The sequence below is a fragment of the Acinetobacter sp. YH12151 genome (assembly GCF_013418355.1).
Lineage (GTDB): Bacteria > Pseudomonadota > Gammaproteobacteria > Pseudomonadales > Moraxellaceae > Acinetobacter > Acinetobacter pseudolwoffii.
Genome location: NZ_VPCG01000021.1, coordinates 40,740 through 57,453 on the forward strand (window position 1 = coordinate 40,740; position 16,714 = coordinate 57,453).

13 protein-coding genes and 2 pseudogenes are annotated in these 16,714 nt (G+C 41.9%); 5 read left to right on the forward strand and 10 right to left on the reverse strand.

Annotated features, from left to right (window positions below; translation table 11 throughout):
* Nucleotides 1–6: 6 nt before the first annotated feature.
* Nucleotides 7–225, reverse strand: a complete 219-nt coding sequence (gene tatA / locus FTU82_RS09415) for a Sec-independent protein translocase subunit TatA (protein WP_100355649.1) — start codon at nucleotides 223–225, stop codon at nucleotides 7–9.
* 185 nt (nucleotides 226–410) lie between these two features.
* Between tatA and FTU82_RS09420 the strand changes: the two genes are divergently transcribed.
* Nucleotides 411–1,292 (forward strand): permease, encoded by an 882-nt coding sequence (locus tag FTU82_RS09420; protein WP_180101290.1) that lies wholly within the window; start codon nucleotides 411–413, stop codon nucleotides 1,290–1,292.
* A 138-nt stretch (nucleotides 1,293–1,430) separates the two neighbouring features.
* Here FTU82_RS09420 and rdgB read toward each other — a convergent pair whose 3' ends face one another.
* From rdgB to FTU82_RS09460, 8 genes are all read right to left on the reverse strand, one after another.
* Entirely contained in the window at nucleotides 1,431–2,057 is a 627-nt protein-coding gene (gene rdgB, locus FTU82_RS09425) for an RdgB/HAM1 family non-canonical purine NTP pyrophosphatase (RefSeq protein ID WP_159138505.1), read from the reverse strand.
* A gap of 101 nt (nucleotides 2,058–2,158) precedes the next feature.
* Nucleotides 2,159–2,749 carry a tetratricopeptide repeat protein gene (locus FTU82_RS09430; protein WP_005095562.1) on the reverse strand — a complete coding sequence of 197 codons (591 nt, stop codon included), beginning with the start codon at nucleotides 2,747–2,749 and terminating at the stop codon, nucleotides 2,159–2,161.
* Nucleotides 2,746–3,339, reverse strand: coding sequence for a methionine biosynthesis protein MetW (gene metW, locus FTU82_RS09435; RefSeq protein WP_005095565.1), 594 nt, complete (start codon nucleotides 3,337–3,339; stop codon nucleotides 2,746–2,748). Before metW ends, FTU82_RS09430 begins: the two co-directional genes overlap by 4 nt.
* The gene (locus FTU82_RS09440; RefSeq protein WP_180085599.1) at nucleotides 3,339–4,499 is read right to left on the reverse strand and encodes a homoserine O-acetyltransferase; all 1,161 of its coding nucleotides are present in this window, start codon (nucleotides 4,497–4,499) and stop codon (nucleotides 3,339–3,341) included. The genes metW and FTU82_RS09440 overlap by 1 nt, the downstream gene beginning before the upstream one ends.
* A 113-nt stretch (nucleotides 4,500–4,612) precedes the next feature.
* Nucleotides 4,613–6,310: a 2-isopropylmalate synthase gene (gene leuA / locus FTU82_RS09445; RefSeq protein WP_180085597.1), complete on the reverse strand. Its 1,698-nt coding sequence runs from the start codon at nucleotides 6,308–6,310 to the stop codon at nucleotides 4,613–4,615.
* Between the two features lie 429 nt (nucleotides 6,311–6,739).
* Nucleotides 6,740–7,423, reverse strand: a complete 684-nt coding sequence (locus FTU82_RS09450) for a Fe2+-dependent dioxygenase (protein WP_180085596.1) — start codon at nucleotides 7,421–7,423, stop codon at nucleotides 6,740–6,742.
* Between the two features lie 71 nt (nucleotides 7,424–7,494).
* On the reverse strand, nucleotides 7,495–9,792 hold the full coding sequence (locus FTU82_RS09455; RefSeq protein ID WP_180085594.1) for a TonB-dependent siderophore receptor: 2,298 nt from the start codon (nucleotides 9,790–9,792) through the stop codon (nucleotides 7,495–7,497).
* Nucleotides 9,793–10,104: 312 nt separating this feature from the next.
* On the reverse strand, nucleotides 10,105–12,303 hold the full coding sequence (locus FTU82_RS09460; RefSeq protein ID WP_180085592.1) for a TonB-dependent receptor domain-containing protein: 2,199 nt from the start codon (nucleotides 12,301–12,303) through the stop codon (nucleotides 10,105–10,107).
* Nucleotides 12,304–12,564: 261 nt separating this feature from the next.
* Between FTU82_RS09460 and tig the strand changes: the two genes are divergently transcribed.
* The 4 genes and pseudogenes from tig to FTU82_RS09480 all read left to right on the forward strand — a co-directional run.
* The gene (gene tig / locus FTU82_RS09465) at nucleotides 12,565–13,896 is read left to right on the forward strand and encodes a trigger factor (protein WP_074384005.1); all 1,332 of its coding nucleotides are present in this window, start codon (nucleotides 12,565–12,567) and stop codon (nucleotides 13,894–13,896) included.
* A 195-nt stretch (nucleotides 13,897–14,091) separates the two neighbouring features.
* A complete protein-coding gene (clpP, locus tag FTU82_RS09470; RefSeq protein ID WP_005095582.1) occupies nucleotides 14,092–14,697 on the forward strand; it encodes an ATP-dependent Clp endopeptidase proteolytic subunit ClpP in 606 nt (201 codons plus the stop codon).
* A gap of 29 nt (nucleotides 14,698–14,726) precedes the next feature.
* Complete coding sequence (gene clpX / locus FTU82_RS09475) at nucleotides 14,727–16,037, forward strand: ATP-dependent protease ATP-binding subunit ClpX (RefSeq protein ID WP_180085590.1); 1,311 nt, start codon at nucleotides 14,727–14,729, stop codon at nucleotides 16,035–16,037.
* 170 nt (nucleotides 16,038–16,207) lie between these two features.
* Nucleotides 16,208–16,585, forward strand: a pseudogene (locus tag FTU82_RS09480) (DUF2846 domain-containing protein); the annotation flags it as partial.
* Between the two features lie 29 nt (nucleotides 16,586–16,614).
* On the opposite strand, the pseudogene FTU82_RS09485 reads toward FTU82_RS09480, so the two are convergent.
* A pseudogene (locus FTU82_RS09485) lies at nucleotides 16,615–16,714 on the reverse strand (IS1 family transposase); the annotation flags it as partial.

A 16,714-nucleotide genomic window follows, 5' to 3' on the forward strand; every position in this document is an offset into this window, starting at 1 on the left:
GGACTCTTAACTCTTGATCGAGGTTTCAGGGGTTTTGACTTGTGCATCAATCGTTCGCGGTTCTTGCAGCTTGGCCATTTCTGCTTCTTCATCTTTGACTGATTTTTTAAAGTCTTTAATTGCACCGCCGACATCTTTACCCAGGTTTTTCAGCTTCGATGTACCAAACAATAAAATCACCACAATTGCAAAAATCAGCACATGCCAAATTGATAATCCTGCCATTATTTTATCCTCTATATTTCATGCCCCTATCTCAGCAGGCTTGTATGACAATGCAGTGACGCTTTAATGACAGTTTGCCGACACGGCAGCAGGGTAATGAGTAATTCATATGAAAAATCTATCATTAGATGAAAAGGATGCTGTGCTAGCATATAACCTGATATGGAAATCTCAGCAGCACTGTCATGGCCTTGATTCTTCCCCTGCTGTCTTTTTTGATTGGTTATTGGGGCGTGCAATATTTAAAGCTAATTCGACCTGTCTTGGCGGCTTTATTGGCACGTGTCCTGATTCCTGTGCTGATTATTTACAATATGGTGTTTTATAAAGCGGGCAGTCTGTGGCTGATGGGCTTTAGTATTTTTAGTTCAATTGTGCTGTTTAGCCTGTTTTATTATTTTGCCAAAGATAAATTGCGTGCGCTGTGTTTTAGCTATTTGAATGGCGTATGGCTCGGTCTGCCGTTTGCCTTAGCAGTGTTTGGCACTGACGCAATATCGACCATGATTGCACTTTATATTGGTGGCTCATTATTTGGGAATGTCAGTGCTGTCATTGCCGTGAGCCAAACTCGCCAAGATTGGACATTTATTCTGAAAAATGTCCTGCAATCACCACCGGTGATCGCACTCAGTATTGCAGGGGTTTTATCATTTTGGGACTTTAGTCATTATGAGTTTCATCCCATCCTTCAATGGGCATATGCAGCCAATAAATTTTTAGTCACTTTTGCAGGAATGTGCATTTTGGGCATGTGGCTTCGTCATGTCCGTATTCAGCTGAGGGATTTAAAGCGCAGTCTGGTGCTGATCAGCGGGCGCTTTATTTTTGCATTAGGCTTGGCTGGTATTGCCTATATATTCTTGCCGATTCCACATCAGCTCCTGACTTATAGTGTAATGATGATGTATTTCTTATTGCCACCGGCAGCGAACATCGTGGCTTTAGAAACCCATTATCAGGGCACAGGGCATTCCGCTAAATATATTGCTTCGGGGACGATTGCGAGTGCAATTTTGATTGGGATCTATGGGCTGGTGTTGCATGCGGTGATGCCTACGCTATAAAGTTTCCTTTTTTGGAGAGAAGGCTAGAAAGAGTTATAAAGTCCCCCTTTGAAAAATGGGGATTTAGGGGGATTCTTGATAAGAGGTAAATTTGAATCCCTCCCGACCTCCCTTTGGAAAAGGGAGGGGTAAAACAAATTATTTCGCCAAACTGGCTTTAAACAGCTGCATGGCCTGACCACGATGACTGATTTTATTCTTTTCTTCTTTGCTCATTTCTGCACTGGAAATACCGAGTTCCGGCAACCAGAACAGCGGGTCATAACCGAAGCCATTTTCACCGCGTGCTGCTTCTAAAATTTCACCCGTCCAGATGCCCTGGAAAATTTGTGGCAGTGGATCTTCAGCATGTTGAACCAGTGCCAGTACACAGACAAACATGCCTTCAATCGCTTCGCTATCTTTACGCAATGGTTTCAAATCTGCCAGCAGTTTCTTATTGTTGGCGGCATCATTGCCATGTTCACCGGCATAACGTGCTGAGTAGATCCCAGGAGCTCCGCCAAGAACTGGCACACAAATGCCTGAGTCATCGGCAATCGCAGGTTTACCTGAGATTTTAGAGGCATGACGTGCCTTGATAATGGCATTTTCAACAAAGCTTAAGCCATCTTCGATGGCATCTTCGATATTCAGTTGACCTTGAGGAATCACATCTACCGGCAGTTGCAGTTCCGCAAACATTTTCTCAAACTCGGCAATTTTACCTTTGTTATTACTTGCCAATACCAGTGTGCCTTGGGATAACCAATCTGTAGAAGCCATATGTCACTCATTCTCTAAATATCAATCGTGCTATTTTAACTGCCATTGCGGATTTGTAGGCAATAAAAAAGCACCCGAAGGTGCTATTTATACCATTCAGCTTATTGTGCCTGAATCCATCTGTCGGCACGGTCACGCGCCTGACGGATCTGTTCCTGGGTCAAGTTGGCCGCCAATGCTGTTTTCTTGCCTTCAGAAAGGGTAATCACTTTATTGTCGAGCATGCCATCACGGGTAGACAGTTCATACCACTGATAAGCACCCATGTAGTTTTTCTTTTTCTCTTCCATCATGGCCAGGTTAAAGCTGGCACGGTTATCACCACGGCTGGCTGCTTTTTCAAAATACTGACGTGCCAGCGCTTCATCTTTTCGGGTGCCCATGCCATCTGCCAGCATACGGCCGACATTTAACTGCGCCACAGCTAAACCTTGATCGGCAGCAGCTTTGTACCAGGCAAAGGCCTGTCGTTCATCTTTTTGAATGTCTTTGCCATACTGGTATTTGGTGGCCAGATAAAACTGTGCACCGGCCTGACCTGCTTTAGCTGCTTTGATCAGACTGTTGATATCCATTATTGAATACTGAGCCGCTTGACTGGCAACAGAAGGACTTGGAGCAACATAGTCTGCATGGGCTTGCATGCCAAAAAGTCCCGCCAGTAGCGTCGTACCTAATAATAATTTTTTCATAGCGCGCTCACTCGATAAATTGCGACTTCACCAAATAGATTAGGGAGATGTTTGCTCAGCAAACTATCTTCTTGATTCCCGTTCACAGCGAGTCGATTAATAATTTTGATGTTATTTTCCGCACAGAGTGCTTCAAAGTCACGGAATGTACATAAGTGGATATTCGGGGTGTTATACCACATATAAGGCAAGGCTTCAGAAACCGGCATTTTTCCTTTGATCGCCAAGAAAGAACGGGTCTTCCAGTGGGCAAAGTTTGGAAAGGTAATAATGGCCTGTTTCCCTACACGCACCATATCACGCAATAATACGTCAGGTGCATCTACAGCCTGCAAAGCTTGTGCCATGACCACATTGTCAAAAGACTGGTCGGCAAAGCGGCTTAAACCGAGGTTTAAGTCTTGTTGGATGATATTTAACCCGCGACTGACCGCAATTGCAATCTTTTCCTGATCAATTTCTAATCCGTATGCACGAATATCGTGTTTTTTACTCATTTGTGCCAGCAGTTCACCATCGCCACAACCGAGGTCAAGTACGCTAGAACCGGGCTTAATCCACTTTTCAGCCAGTTGTTGATCAATACGCATTATACGGCCTCCTTCGGTGTGGCTTTCAGGTGTTCTTCACCACCCAGGAATGCACGCAAAGATTTTACATAGAGTGGAATCGGGAACAGGAAGGAATCATGACCCTGTTCGGCATCAATATCTAAATAGCTCACCGGTTTGTGATTGCTAATTAAGGCATCCACAATTTCCTGCGAGCGGGCAGGGGTAAAACGCCAGTCAGTCGTGAAGGACACCACCAAAAATTTGCACTGGGTATGGGCCATGGCTTTTTTCAGTGACTGCTCATATTCACGTGACGGATCAAAATAATCCAGTACCTTGGTCATGATCAGATAGGTATTGGCATCGAAGTTACGGCTGAACTGTTCACCTTGATAACGCAAATAACTTTCGACCTGGAATTCGACATCGAAACCATACATAAATTTACCTGATTTCAAATCGCGGCCAAACTTCTGCTTCATGGCCTCTTCGGATAGGTAAGTAATATGGCCCACCATACGCGCCAGAATCAGACCACGTTTTGGATAGCTGTCATTTTCCAGATAACGGCCATTATGGAAATCTGGGTCTGACAAAATCGACTGACGTGCTACTTCATTAAAGGCAATATTCTGTGCTGAAAGTTTTGGCGCACTGGCAATAATCACACATTTTCTTAAACGGTTCGGGTAATCCACTGACCATTGCAGTGCCTGCATGCCACCGAGTGAACCACCAATGATGGCATCCCAAGTCTGAATGCCTAAACGATCGGACAATAAAGCCTGAGTTTTAACCCAGTCGCGGACCGTGACCAGCGGAAAATCTGGACCATAAGGACGGTTTTCATTTTCAGGATTTGGTGAGGTTGGACCGGTAGAGCCACTACAGCCCCCAATATTATTCAGTGAAACCACAAAGAATTTTGCAGTATCAATGGCTTTGCCGGGACCAATACAGGCGTCCCACCAGCCGGCCTTTTTATCATCTTCATGATGATAACCTGCGGCATGATGATGACCAGAAAGGGCATGACAAATCAGAATGGCATTCGACTTGTCAGCATTTAAGGTACCGTAAGTTTCAACCATCAGTTCAAAACGGGGGAGGATGCGACCGCATTCAAGCTCTAACGGCTCTTCAAATTGGAACTTTTGTGGGACAACAATGCCCACTGAGTCAGCTGGAAAAGACACGGGGAGGATTCGCCTTAAAATCTTGAGTATGAATAATAAAAGGATACCACTAGCGGATATCCTTCTAAAGTCATTTTAGTGCTATGAATTATCGCTAATTCTAATACAGCCGGTTAGACCGCAGCAGCGATTACCTGATCAGTGCTTAATACACCTTGATCAATCAGACGGTTAGTCGATGCAAGAATTGCTTCGATCGAAGAGGTCACGATGTTGTCATGCACACCCGCACCAAAGGCAGACTTGCCAGTGCCTTTGACTTGCAGTTCAATCAAGGCCAAGGCTTTGGCATGCGCACCTGAACTGATGCTGCGCTCTTCATAGTTCACCACATCAATCGGTAACTGAAGTGCATCCAAGATTGCAGAAATTGGACCATTGCCTTCACCGCGAACACGGCGGGACTGACCCTCAACTTCAAGATCCAGCTCAATCACCTGATTGCCATTGTCATCCGATAACTTGTAGTTCTTAGTTGAGTAATGTACATGTTTAACATCGACATAAGTCTCTTTAAACAACTTCCAGATCTCGGTTGCAGAAATTTCAGTGCCTTGTTCATCGGTACGTTTTTGTACAATTTGCGAGAACTCGATTTGTAAACGACGTGGTAAAGTCACGTTGTAATTCGATTCTAACAAGTAGGCGATACCGCCTTTACCTGACTGTGAGTTAACGCGAATCACCGCATCATAGTCACGGCCCAAGTCTTTTGGATCGATTGGTAAATATGGCATATCCCACATTTCTTGGTCTTTCTGGAATTCGAAACCTTTTTTGATCGCATCCTGATGTGAGCCGGAGAATGCAGTAAAGACCAAATCACCTGCGTATGGATGACGTGGATGTACTGGCAAACCGGTACATTCTTCTACAGTCGCGATAATTTCATTGATATTGGAGAAATCCAGGTTTGGCGCAACACCCTGGGTATACATGTTCAAGGCAATCGCCGCCACATCGACGTTACCGGTACGCTCACCATTTCCGAAGACACAGCCTTCCACACGGTCAGCACCAGCCATGATCGCCAATTCAGATGCCGCGATGCCGCAACCACGGTCATTATGACAGTGCACTGAAATAATCACGCCGTCGCGGCGCTGGATATTGCGGTGCATCCATTCAATCTGATCGGCATAGACGTGTGGACCTGACACTTCCACTGTTGCTGGCAAGTTCAAGATCACTTTATTGGTCGGTGATGCTTCCCAGATCTCAGTCACTGCATCACAGACATCTTTCGCGACTTCCAATTCAGTTGCAGTGAAACATTCCGGGCTGTACTGGAAGACAAATTCAGTTTCAGGCTGTTTTGCGGCATATTCTTTGACTTTTTGTGCGGCATTGACGGCTAATTGTTTTGCGCCCGCTACATCTACATTTAAGACTTTCTCGCGGAAAGTCGGTGAATTGGAGTTGTAGATATGCACAATGGCACGTTTTGCACCCTGTAAAGATTCAAAGGTACGAGCAATTAAATGATCACGGGCTTGAACCAAAACTTCGATATAAACATCTTCAGGAATATGATCTTCTTCAATCAATTTACGAGTGAAATCAAAGTCAATTTGCGATGCTGAAGGGAAACCAATTTCAATATGCTTGAAACCGATTTTCACCAACATCTGGAACATCTTGAATTTTTGCTCCATGTTCATTGGCTCGAAGATCGCCTGGTTACCATCACGCAGGTCAGTACTCATCCAGATTGGCGCTTTGTTGATTTCATTGTTCGGCCATTGACGGTCTGGTAAGTCCACACGTTGATACATGCGACGGTATTTTTTACTTGGATCAGCCAACATCATGAGAGAGCTCCTTGTGTAACCTGATAGAGTCTGCGCTTGGTTGAAGCACTGGCAAAGGTTACCGAATAGATTGTGTCTATAATCGTCTACATACAGATTGGAACCAGCATTAAAACTAAAAATCTTCTGGAATATTTGGGATTTAGTTTTAATCAAAAAAACCTGCATGATCAACTTATAACTTTAAGTTTAATCCAGTTAAACCGAAAAGTTTTTGCTTTTTTAATAGATTTTAGTCGTATCTTAATAAAGATTTTCTTATAAGCTTTAAGTTTTGAAAAATATTCCCATATATTTTAAGTATAGTGTTTTATATTTTCTTGATTTTGAAATAAGCCGTTATTTTTTACACCCAATCATGCCATATCAGCCTATATTTTTAGAAAAAATAGCCCTAGATGGCTAAAGGCATTTAATCCGGGCAAGCTTTTAAAGCTCGGCCCATTTGCGCATGAGGTTGTGATACAAATTGGTCAGTTTCATAACTTCTGCATGCTGATCGCCCAGTTGCATTCTCAAGTTTTGAATGCTTTGATCCAGATTAAACAGCATATGCCGTTCTGCATCATCACGAATCATGCTTTGTATCCAGAAAAATGAGGCAATTCGGCAACCTGAGGTGATTGGGGTGACTTCATGCAAACTGGTGGATGGATACAGAATCATATCCCCGGCAGGCAGTTTTACTTCGTGATAGCCATAGGTGTCTTCAACCACCAGTTCACCACCGGCATATTCTTCAGGTTCACTCAAAAAAACCGTACAGGATAAGTCGGTTCTGAGACGTTCATTCGTGCCACGAATACGGCGAATGGAGTTGTCGACATGAAAGCCAAAAGCTTCGTTATTTTCATAACGGTTGAACAGAGGGGGAATGATATCGAGTGGAATCGCAGCCGATAGAAATAGCGGATGTTGACCCAATGATTCAAGAATAATATGACTTAAATGATGGGTCAGGGGATGATCTTCAGGCAATTGCTGATTCTGTTTCACGGTGGCAGAGAGTGTACCAGCAGTGACCTTGCCATTGACCCACTCAATCTTACTCATCTCCTCACGGAAATATTGCACCTGTTCTTTGCTCAGTACATTTGGAATATGATGCAGCACTGGAAACCCCTGAATAATCATATTTTAAAAATAACATAGCCCCCATCAGGAGGCTATGCGGTTGCATTGAATTAATATTTAAAGTTGACTGCCAGCACTGCGCTACGGCCTTCTGCTTCAGTGGCATAGTGAGAGGCGTAAGCTTTTGTGAAGTAACGTTCATCAGACAGGTTGTTGAGGTTTAATTGCAAATCAACGTTTTCATTCACGTTATAACGTGCCATGGCATCATAGCGAACATAGCCTGGAACATATTTGGTATTGGCTGCATCACCATAAACTTTATCCATCGCCACTGCACCAGCACCTAGGGTTAAAGCAGGAGTTATCGCATAGGTTGTCCAAAGAGTTGCAGAGTTTTTCGCAACGTTCTGAACTTGATTATCATTATTAGGACTAGTTTCATATACTGGTGGTTGACCTGAAGGAGCAGTATTCACAAAACCAGCGTCTACAATTTCACTATCTAAATAGGTATAACCCGCAGATACAGCCCATTTATCCGTGATATTACCGTTTACACCTAGCTCAAAACCGTCTACACGTGTTTCACCAATATTTCGTGTAAAACCATCAAAGTCAGTAGAGCGCGTATTCGTTTTCTCTGTGCGGAAAATAGCAGCGGTTAGATTTAATTTGTCATTAAATAAATCCCACTTTGTGCCAATTTCATATGTTTTAACTTCTTCTGGTTTTAGATTGTTGATCGCTTTGGCTTGTTCTTCAGTTGTATTTCTGCCAGGAACGGACAGTGATTCTGAACCATCAGCAGCGTCTACCCCAACTGGATTGGCGGAAGTTGCATAGCTTGCATAAATAGAACCGTTTTCCAGTGGTTTATATGTCACGCCCGCCTGGTAGTTAAAGAAATCACTGTCATTTGTATATTTAGTATCTGAAGCATGAATGTTTTGTTCAGTTTCAAATTTGTCCCAACGAAGACCTAGATCTAGTAACCACTGTGAATTTAATTCAATATTATCTAACAAGTAGATTCCGGTGCTTTCTGTTTCGGTTGTACTTGCTTTTTGCGCAGCTGTTATTGAGCCCAACCAAGAGTCTTTTGAGTTCGGGTTATATGCATTAGTACACCAGTTATTGGAGGTAGCATTCGTAAATGTGTTACATGCTTTACTTCCGCTAAGATTAGCTGGAAGAGTAGAAGTTGCCGCCTGACCTAAATCTGTAAGTAAATAATTTCCTTTATCAGATTCTTGTTTTGAATATTCAGTGCCTACATTAAAGCTATGTTTTAGCGTGCCGGTATTGAATTTACCTGTTAATGAAAGTTGATCACTAAAGGTATCTGTGTCCGTAATACGTGTATTTGCACGACGAACTACTTGTCCATTAGCAATATTTAATTTTGAATCATCTGGCTGAGTCCAGACATAATCATTTTTAGATTTTCCATACATAACCGTATTACTGATGGTTAGATTATCTGTTAAATCGTGCTCTAGTTTTAATGTGCCAACCTGATTTTCCTGTTTCTGGAAATCACGATCTAGCCAACCATAGTAAATACCTTGTTTAGCATTTAACGGTTTACCAGTAGCAGTATTATCTGCAGAATTCCAATATGGAACACCTGAATCAGGCGTGTCATCGGTTTTTAAGTAGTAATAACTTAGAGTCCCACGGGTAGGGGTGTCTAGACCAAAGCTAATACTCGGTGCAATACCGGCACGTTTATATTCGGCACCATTTTTCTGGCCTGCTTTTTCATTTTGATGCCCCATGACTGCAACACGTGCCGCAATACCATTACCAAAGTCTTTGTTACCATCTAAAGTAATACGTTGATAATTATCTGTGCCGCCAGCGACCGAACCTTCTAGAAAATCGCCTGCTTTAGCGACTTTAGAAATCATGTTGATGCTACCACCGGTCGCTCCTGCGCCGCCCATGGCAGACGCAGAACCTTTAGTCACTTCGACCTGTTCGACAGCAAACATTTCACGGTTTTGTGAAGTGGCATTACGAACGCCGTCTACATACAGGGAGCTTTCAGAGTTATAACCACGAATAAACGGACGATCGCCGTTTGGATTGCCCCCTTCACCTGCACCTAGGGTAATACCCGGCACAGTACGTAAAGCATCACTTAAAGTCGTCACTTGCGTATCTGCAATCAGCTGTTTTGAAATCACTGAAACTGATTTTGGTGTGTCGAGTAAAGGCGCAACAAATTTGCTATTCGCAGATTGATCTACTTTTAAGCTGGGTGCTTGTTCAGCTTTGACTTCTTGATGAATGGTGTCAAGTCGAACTACATTTTCTTCAGCAATTGCATGTGTTCCGACAATTGATAAAGACGAAACAATTGCAGAGGAAACGATTTTTTTACGTGTTTTAATGAAGGTCATGTTAAACCTAAGAAATGAATATTAAAAATGTATGCGAATAATAATGATTCTTGTTATTGTTTTTATCTTTTGATGATGGGAATTCATGATCTTTAAGAAAATGTTAAATGAGTTTTTAAATGTAATGATGTAACAATTTTAATTTAAGCTTATGTTTTTAATAAATATTGATAAATTAATCTGATTATTAATTTTTTATTGAGAATAATGATGTTTATGGAAGGGCATATATTGGCAAGACTTTTGGGCATGCTGCTCTGAGGACCAGAAAAAACCCTGCCGGAGGCAGGGTTTTGAGTTACGACGCGTGCATTAGAAGTCGTATGAAACAGATAACCAGTAGTTGCGACCTGGTAGGTATGTTCCCTCTAATCCTGACAAATACTTATAACTTTGAGTTGTTTCATTAGTGATGCCGTCTAAATACTCCACAGTTGTGTATTCTGTAAAGTCTTTATCCAAAAGGTTATTTACCGCCATATTGAAGCGTAATTGGTCATTTACTGTATAACTCGCGCCTAAATTAAACAGATTATAGCCTGCAAGTTTATTGCCTGATGCATTATAAATTGCTAAGTCTTCAGCATCTGTTGGTACTGATGTCGAACGAATACGGCTCGACTTATACTCCTGTTGTAACCAAAGATCAAAATTAGGATTAATGTGCCAAGTTGATGTTAAATTGAAGGCATTTCGTGGATTATTATTGTAGTAATTACCTTCAGCCTCTGGATTATTACTATCAGTGATTTTGCTTTTAGTATATGTATAAGCGGCTTTAATGTCCCATTCCGGTAGAATGTTATATTGGAGTGTGGTTTCTAGACCATACACTTCAGCTTCGTTCGCATTAATATTTTTTGAGCATGTTTTCCCTGTTGTGCAAAGAGGATGATCTTGGGCACTAACACTTACAATTGCATTTTCGATTTTATTATAGAAACCCGTGGCCGTAAATGTGATTTTATCATTTGGTTGAAGATTGAAACCCAGCTCATAGTTGGTTGATTCTTCAGGTTTTAAATCTGGGTTACCAAAAGTCCAATTTCTTCCTTGTCCACGAAGATCAATTAAATTATTTTCAAGAGCTTTTGCTGAAGGGACTTTATAACCAGTGCTGACACCACCTTTAACCGTTAAAATGTCATTGGTATTCCAAACTAAGTAAGCTCTTGGGCTGAAGTGTCCACCGAAACCAGAATGGTCTTCATAACGGCCCCCTAAAGTGAATCCGAGGTTGTCAAGAATACGCCATTCATCTTCAGCATAAAAAGCCCAAGATTTACTATCGAATTCATTTATACCTGTAATATGTTGGGCAATATTATCTTCGATAGTTTGCTCTTTGTATTGTGTACCGACGGTAAGTTTGTGATTGCCTAAATTTGAAATGATATGGCTGTCAGCAATGAGGTCTGTATTTTCTAAAGTACGATCGCTACCTATACGAGAGTCAGCAGCTTTAATTTCATCAGGTGTAAATGCGCCTGAAGGTAATGAACGACCTTTAGTTTTAGTTTCAGAATGACTAATATATGTTTTCCATAAGCCAAAATCATAATCCCCATCATGACCAACTGCGAATTGAGTACGATTAAACTCTAATTCATCTTTATAACCTGGCGCTTCTGGATACTTTATACCATCTAAAGTAAGCTCTTTAGTCCAGTCTAAATTACCTAGGCGACTGTCTTTGTTGTCATAAGTTTGACTAGAGTGGAATGTGTCGAACCAGAGCGAATTTTGATCATTAACCACTAGTGATAGTTTAGCGCCAACATCATAGTTGTCAGCTTTATTTGGGCGTGGATCTCTACCTGTTGAATCTTCCACAATACGTTCAGATTCTTGACGATCTAAATAAGAGCCACGAAGCTGTAACCCTAGTTTGTCATTAATTAGAGGGCCATTGAGTAAAAAGCTCGTTTTCCAAGAATCCGCTTCAGCACCATGTTCCATAACATTACCACTGACAGTAACGTTACCATTCCATTCATCTGATACTTTTTTAGTGATGATATTAATCACACCACCCATTGCATCTGAACCGTATAGTGTCGACATTGGCCCACGAATCACCTCAATACGCTCAATGGCTGAAAGGGGTGGCATAAAACCTGTTGAAGTTTCACCAAAACCATTGGGTGTTACATCAGTGGATGTCGTTTGACGGCGTCCATCGATGAGAATCAGTGTGTCATCGGCACCCATACCGCGCATACTAACGTTTAAGCCACCAGTTTTGCCTACACCATTACGTACATCAATTCCGGGAACATCTGCTAATAAATCAGCAATACTGGTTGCATTTTTCTTTTCAATATCTTCTTTTGTGACCACACTAATGGAAGCAGGGGCATTTTTAATATCTTGTTCATAACCCGCCGCTGAAACCACAATCGTAGACAATTGTGTTACTGGTACAGTGGTATTATTTGTTTCAGCATGTGCAGAAGCAGCTGTAACCCCAAGAATAGCCACTGCAAGTGGGCGAAGATTAAAATTACGCATAACCGAAATTCCGAGATGGAGAAAGTTAAAGATTCAAATCAAATTTCAGGAATATTAATGATAATATTTATCATTTGCAATAAAAATATACAATTCCTTCATTTCAATTTAATCGCCTGAATATTTGAAAAGATGCCAATTCAAGTAAAAAAAGGGTTTAAAAACTGGAACTCGCGCGTATTTTTTGTATATCCTTAAATGTTGTCATATAATGTGGCACATTTTTATAAACCTGTTATAACCTAATATATAGAGGAAGCCATGCAAGTAACTTCTGAAGCGGTTTCGGGCGTTGCCCGTCGTTTAAATGTTTCTGTACCGACGAGCCGTATTAATGAGCAATTTGAAGCTCGTTTAAAACGCACTGCTAAAACTGCGAAGATCAACGGCTTCCGTCCAGGTAAAGTGCCTGTAAACGTAGTTCGTCGTGAATACGGCGCGGGTATCTACCAAGAAGTAGTAAACGATATTATTCGTGACACAGTTTTCGAAGCAATCCAGCAAGAGAAAATCAATGCTGTGGGCATGCCAAACATCGAAAAAACTGAAATGAAAGACGACGCGCTGGTATATACAGCGACTGTTGAAGTTTATCCAGAAGTTGAAGTGAAATTCGAAGGTCTGGAAGTTGAACGTAAAGCAACTGAAGTCAACGATAAAGACGTTGAGAAGATGATCGAAAATCTTCAAAAACAACGTGCTGCTTGGGCTGAAACCAAAGGCATGGCTAAAAAAGACATGCAAGTGACTTTCGATTTTGAAGGTACGGTTGATGGCGAGAAATTTGAAGGCGGCGCTGCTGAAGACTTCAAACTTGTACTCGGTTCTGGCCGTATGATTCCTGGCTTCGAAGACGGCATCGTTGGTATGAAGAAAGGCGAAGAGAAAGTGATTGATGTAACTTTCCCTGAAGATTACCAAGCTGAAAACCTTGCTGGTAAACAAGCTCAATTCAAAATCACTGTGAAGCTTGTTGAAAAACAAAAACTTCCAGAAATTGATGCTGAATTCCTGGAAATCTTCGGTGTATCTGAAGAAGAAGGCGTTGAGAAGTTGAAAGCTGACGTTCGTAAAAACATGGAACGTGAAGTGAAAAACGGCCTGCGTAACCAGGTAAAAGGTGCGACTTTTGATGCGCTTGTTGCTGCAAACGAAGTTGAACTTCCAGCGGCTATGCTTGCTCAAGAAATTGACCGTCAACGTCAACAAATGATTCAGCAGTTCACTCAACAGTTCGGTGCTCAAGGTGCGCAAGCATTTGATTCAAGCATGCTTCCAGACGAATTGTTCAAAGAACAAGCTGAAAAATCTGTAAAACTTGGCGTATTGGTTAGCCGTGTTTTAGCTGATGCGAAAATCGAAGTAGATGCTGCACGTGTTGAAGCGTATATCCAAGACATGGCATCTTCTTATGAAGATCCAAACGAAGTGATCGAATACTTCAAAAACGATGCGCAACAACGTCAACAAATCGAAGCTGTTGTACTAGAAGACCAAGTTGTTGATTACATTTTGGCTTCTGCTAAAGTAACTGATGCGACTGTAAGCTATGAAGACTTATTGAAAGAGCAACAAGCTCGTCAACAAGGCTAATTTAGCTTTCGATAAAAAAGGCGCTTAATGCGCCTTTTTTTTCATATTGAGCGCTGAAAAAAGCATTTCTGTTTTTCACAAAACTAATGCAAAAAATATAATGGATTTGTTGGCGAATTTTTTGCAATTTCAGTGATTATCCCTCATATTGTGATTATGGGTTAGGTCACAAAAAATTTAGGAATAAATAAACGTATGTATGTTCCAACGATTGAAAACGCTTTAGTGCCAATGGTGGTAGAACAATCCTCTCGTGGTGAGCGTTCTTTTGATATTTATTCACGCCTTTTGCGTGAACGTGTAATTTTTATGACGGGCGAAGTTGAAGACAATATGGCGAACCTTATCGTTGCGCAAATGTTGTTTTTAGAGGCTGAAAATCCAGATAAAGATATTCATTTATATATCAACTCGCCAGGTGGTTCAGTGACTGCAGGTATGGCAATTTATGACACCATGCAGTTTATCAAACCTGACGTGGTGACCTATTGTATGGGGCAGGCAGCATCTATGGGTGCCTTCCTGCTCAATGCCGGAACTAAAGGTAAGCGTTACTGCTTAGAAAATGCCCGTGTTATGATTCATCAGCCACTCGGTGGTTTCCGTGGTCAGGCTTCGGATATTGAAATTCATGCCCGTGAAATTCTATTTATTAAAGAACGTTTAAATCGTTTAATGGCTGAACACAGCGGTCAGGAATACGAGAAAGTAGCACGCGATACAGACCGTGATAACTTTATGACTGCTCAGCAAGCGAAAGAATACGGTCTTGTGGACGAAGTTTTAACTAAACGTCCATAAGTTTTAAAGATTCAGATAGTGGAGTAAATATGTCCGAACATCCTCAAGGACAAAAGCATTGTTCATTTTGCGGTAAAACGCAGTCTGAAGTCGGGAAGCTGATTGCAGGCGAGGACGCATACATTTGTAACGAATGTGTGGACGTATGCTTAGATTTGGTTCAAACCAGTCAACAGGTGGAAACCAATGACTGGGCCAATCGTCCTTTGCCGAAACCACAGGAAATCCGTGCGGCCTTGGATCAATATGTCATTGGTCAGGATATCGCAAAAAAGACCTTGTCGGTTGCAGTGTATAACCATTACAAGCGCCTGAAAGTGCAGAATAATGGCAAAAAAGCTGACGATTCAGTTGAACTTTCAAAAAGTAATATCATGCTGGTCGGCCCGACGGGCTCAGGCAAAACCTTGCTTGCACAAACGCTTGCGCGCCTTCTTGATGTACCCTTTGCCATGGCAGATGCAACCACACTGACCGAAGCAGGTTATGTGGGTGAAGATGTAGAAAACATTGTACAGAAGCTTTTGCAAAAAGCCGATTACGATGTCGAGAGAGCACAGAAGGGCATTATCTATATCGACGAGATCGACAAGATTACCCGCAAGTCTGAAAATCCATCGATTACGCGTGATGTATCGGGTGAAGGCGTACAGCAGGCTTTATTGAAAATGATCGAAGGTACGGTTGCTTCGATTCCGCCCCAAGGTGGCCGTAAGCATCCGCAGCAAGAATTCATTCAGATTGATACATCCAACATTCTGTTTATCTGTGGTGGTGCATTCTCTGGACTTGAGAAAATTGTGCAGCAGCGTCAGGAAAAAGGTGGCATCGGATTTACCGCAGAAGTGCGTAAAAAAGATGAAACCAAGAAGCTGTCTGATCTGTTCCGTCAAGTTGAAGCAACTGACCTGGTAAAATTTGGTTTGATTCCAGAATTTATTGGTCGTTTGCCGGTGATTGCTACTTTGGATGAGTTAGATGAAGAAGCATTGATGCAGATTCTGACTGAGCCGAAGAACGCTTTGACCCGTCAGTACCAACATCTGTTTGATATGGAAGATGTGGATCTGGTCTTTGAAGAATCTGCTCTACGTGCCGTGGCTAAGAAAGCAGTTGAGCGTAATACAGGCGCACGTGGTCTACGTTCGATTCTGGAAAATTCATTGCTGGAAACCATGTATGACTTGCCAAGCCGTAGTGATGTCGGCACTGTGGTCGTCAATGAAGCGGTGATTAAAGGTGAAGCAGAGCCGGAATACCGTGCCGAGCGTCAGCCGCATGATCAGCAAGAGACAGCGACAAAAATAGATTTAAAAGTGGTGAATAGCAAATCTGCTTAATTGCTATTCGTCCGAAACGTGCGAAAACTCCGTGTTTTCGCAGGTTTTTTATTTCCAAAAATAAAGCTGGGTGTTAATCTGATTGACTAGGCGTGGATGCCTAAAACTTATAAAAAATAAATCGCAAAGCACTTGCATATAAAAGAATAAAGACGCAGTGAGGGATAAGCATGCGTGGAGTCGCAATTGTACTCATCAGCAGTTTGGCATTGCTGGGGTGTCATGGTAAGAAAGCCGTCGTTGAGCCTACACAGTCACTCAGCACTCTAAAAAATATTGATCTTGAAAAAAAACCGGGCTTTGTGGAACAGCATCGTATTGGTATGTTTACTATTGGTGGCTGGGTCAATCAAAAGCAGGGCAATCAGTTTCAAACGGTGAAACCACAACATGATCAAGCCGCCATCGTGTATTTATACCGTCCTGATTCCAGATGGAACCGTCAGGAAATTGTCGCTGCCAGCCTGTTTATCAATCAAGAACATATTCCAAGTCTTTTGCATAATCATTATTACTGGATTGAAGTTCCTACAGGAACATATCGTTTAAGGGTGGTGTTTCAAAAAGTATGCTGGCGTTAAACAAATCCGTTATTAAGGTAAAAGAAAGTCAAATCAAAGGCTTTAAAATGATTTTCAAGCTTTTTAGAAAAGTTGCAACTTCTCCTAAATCCACGC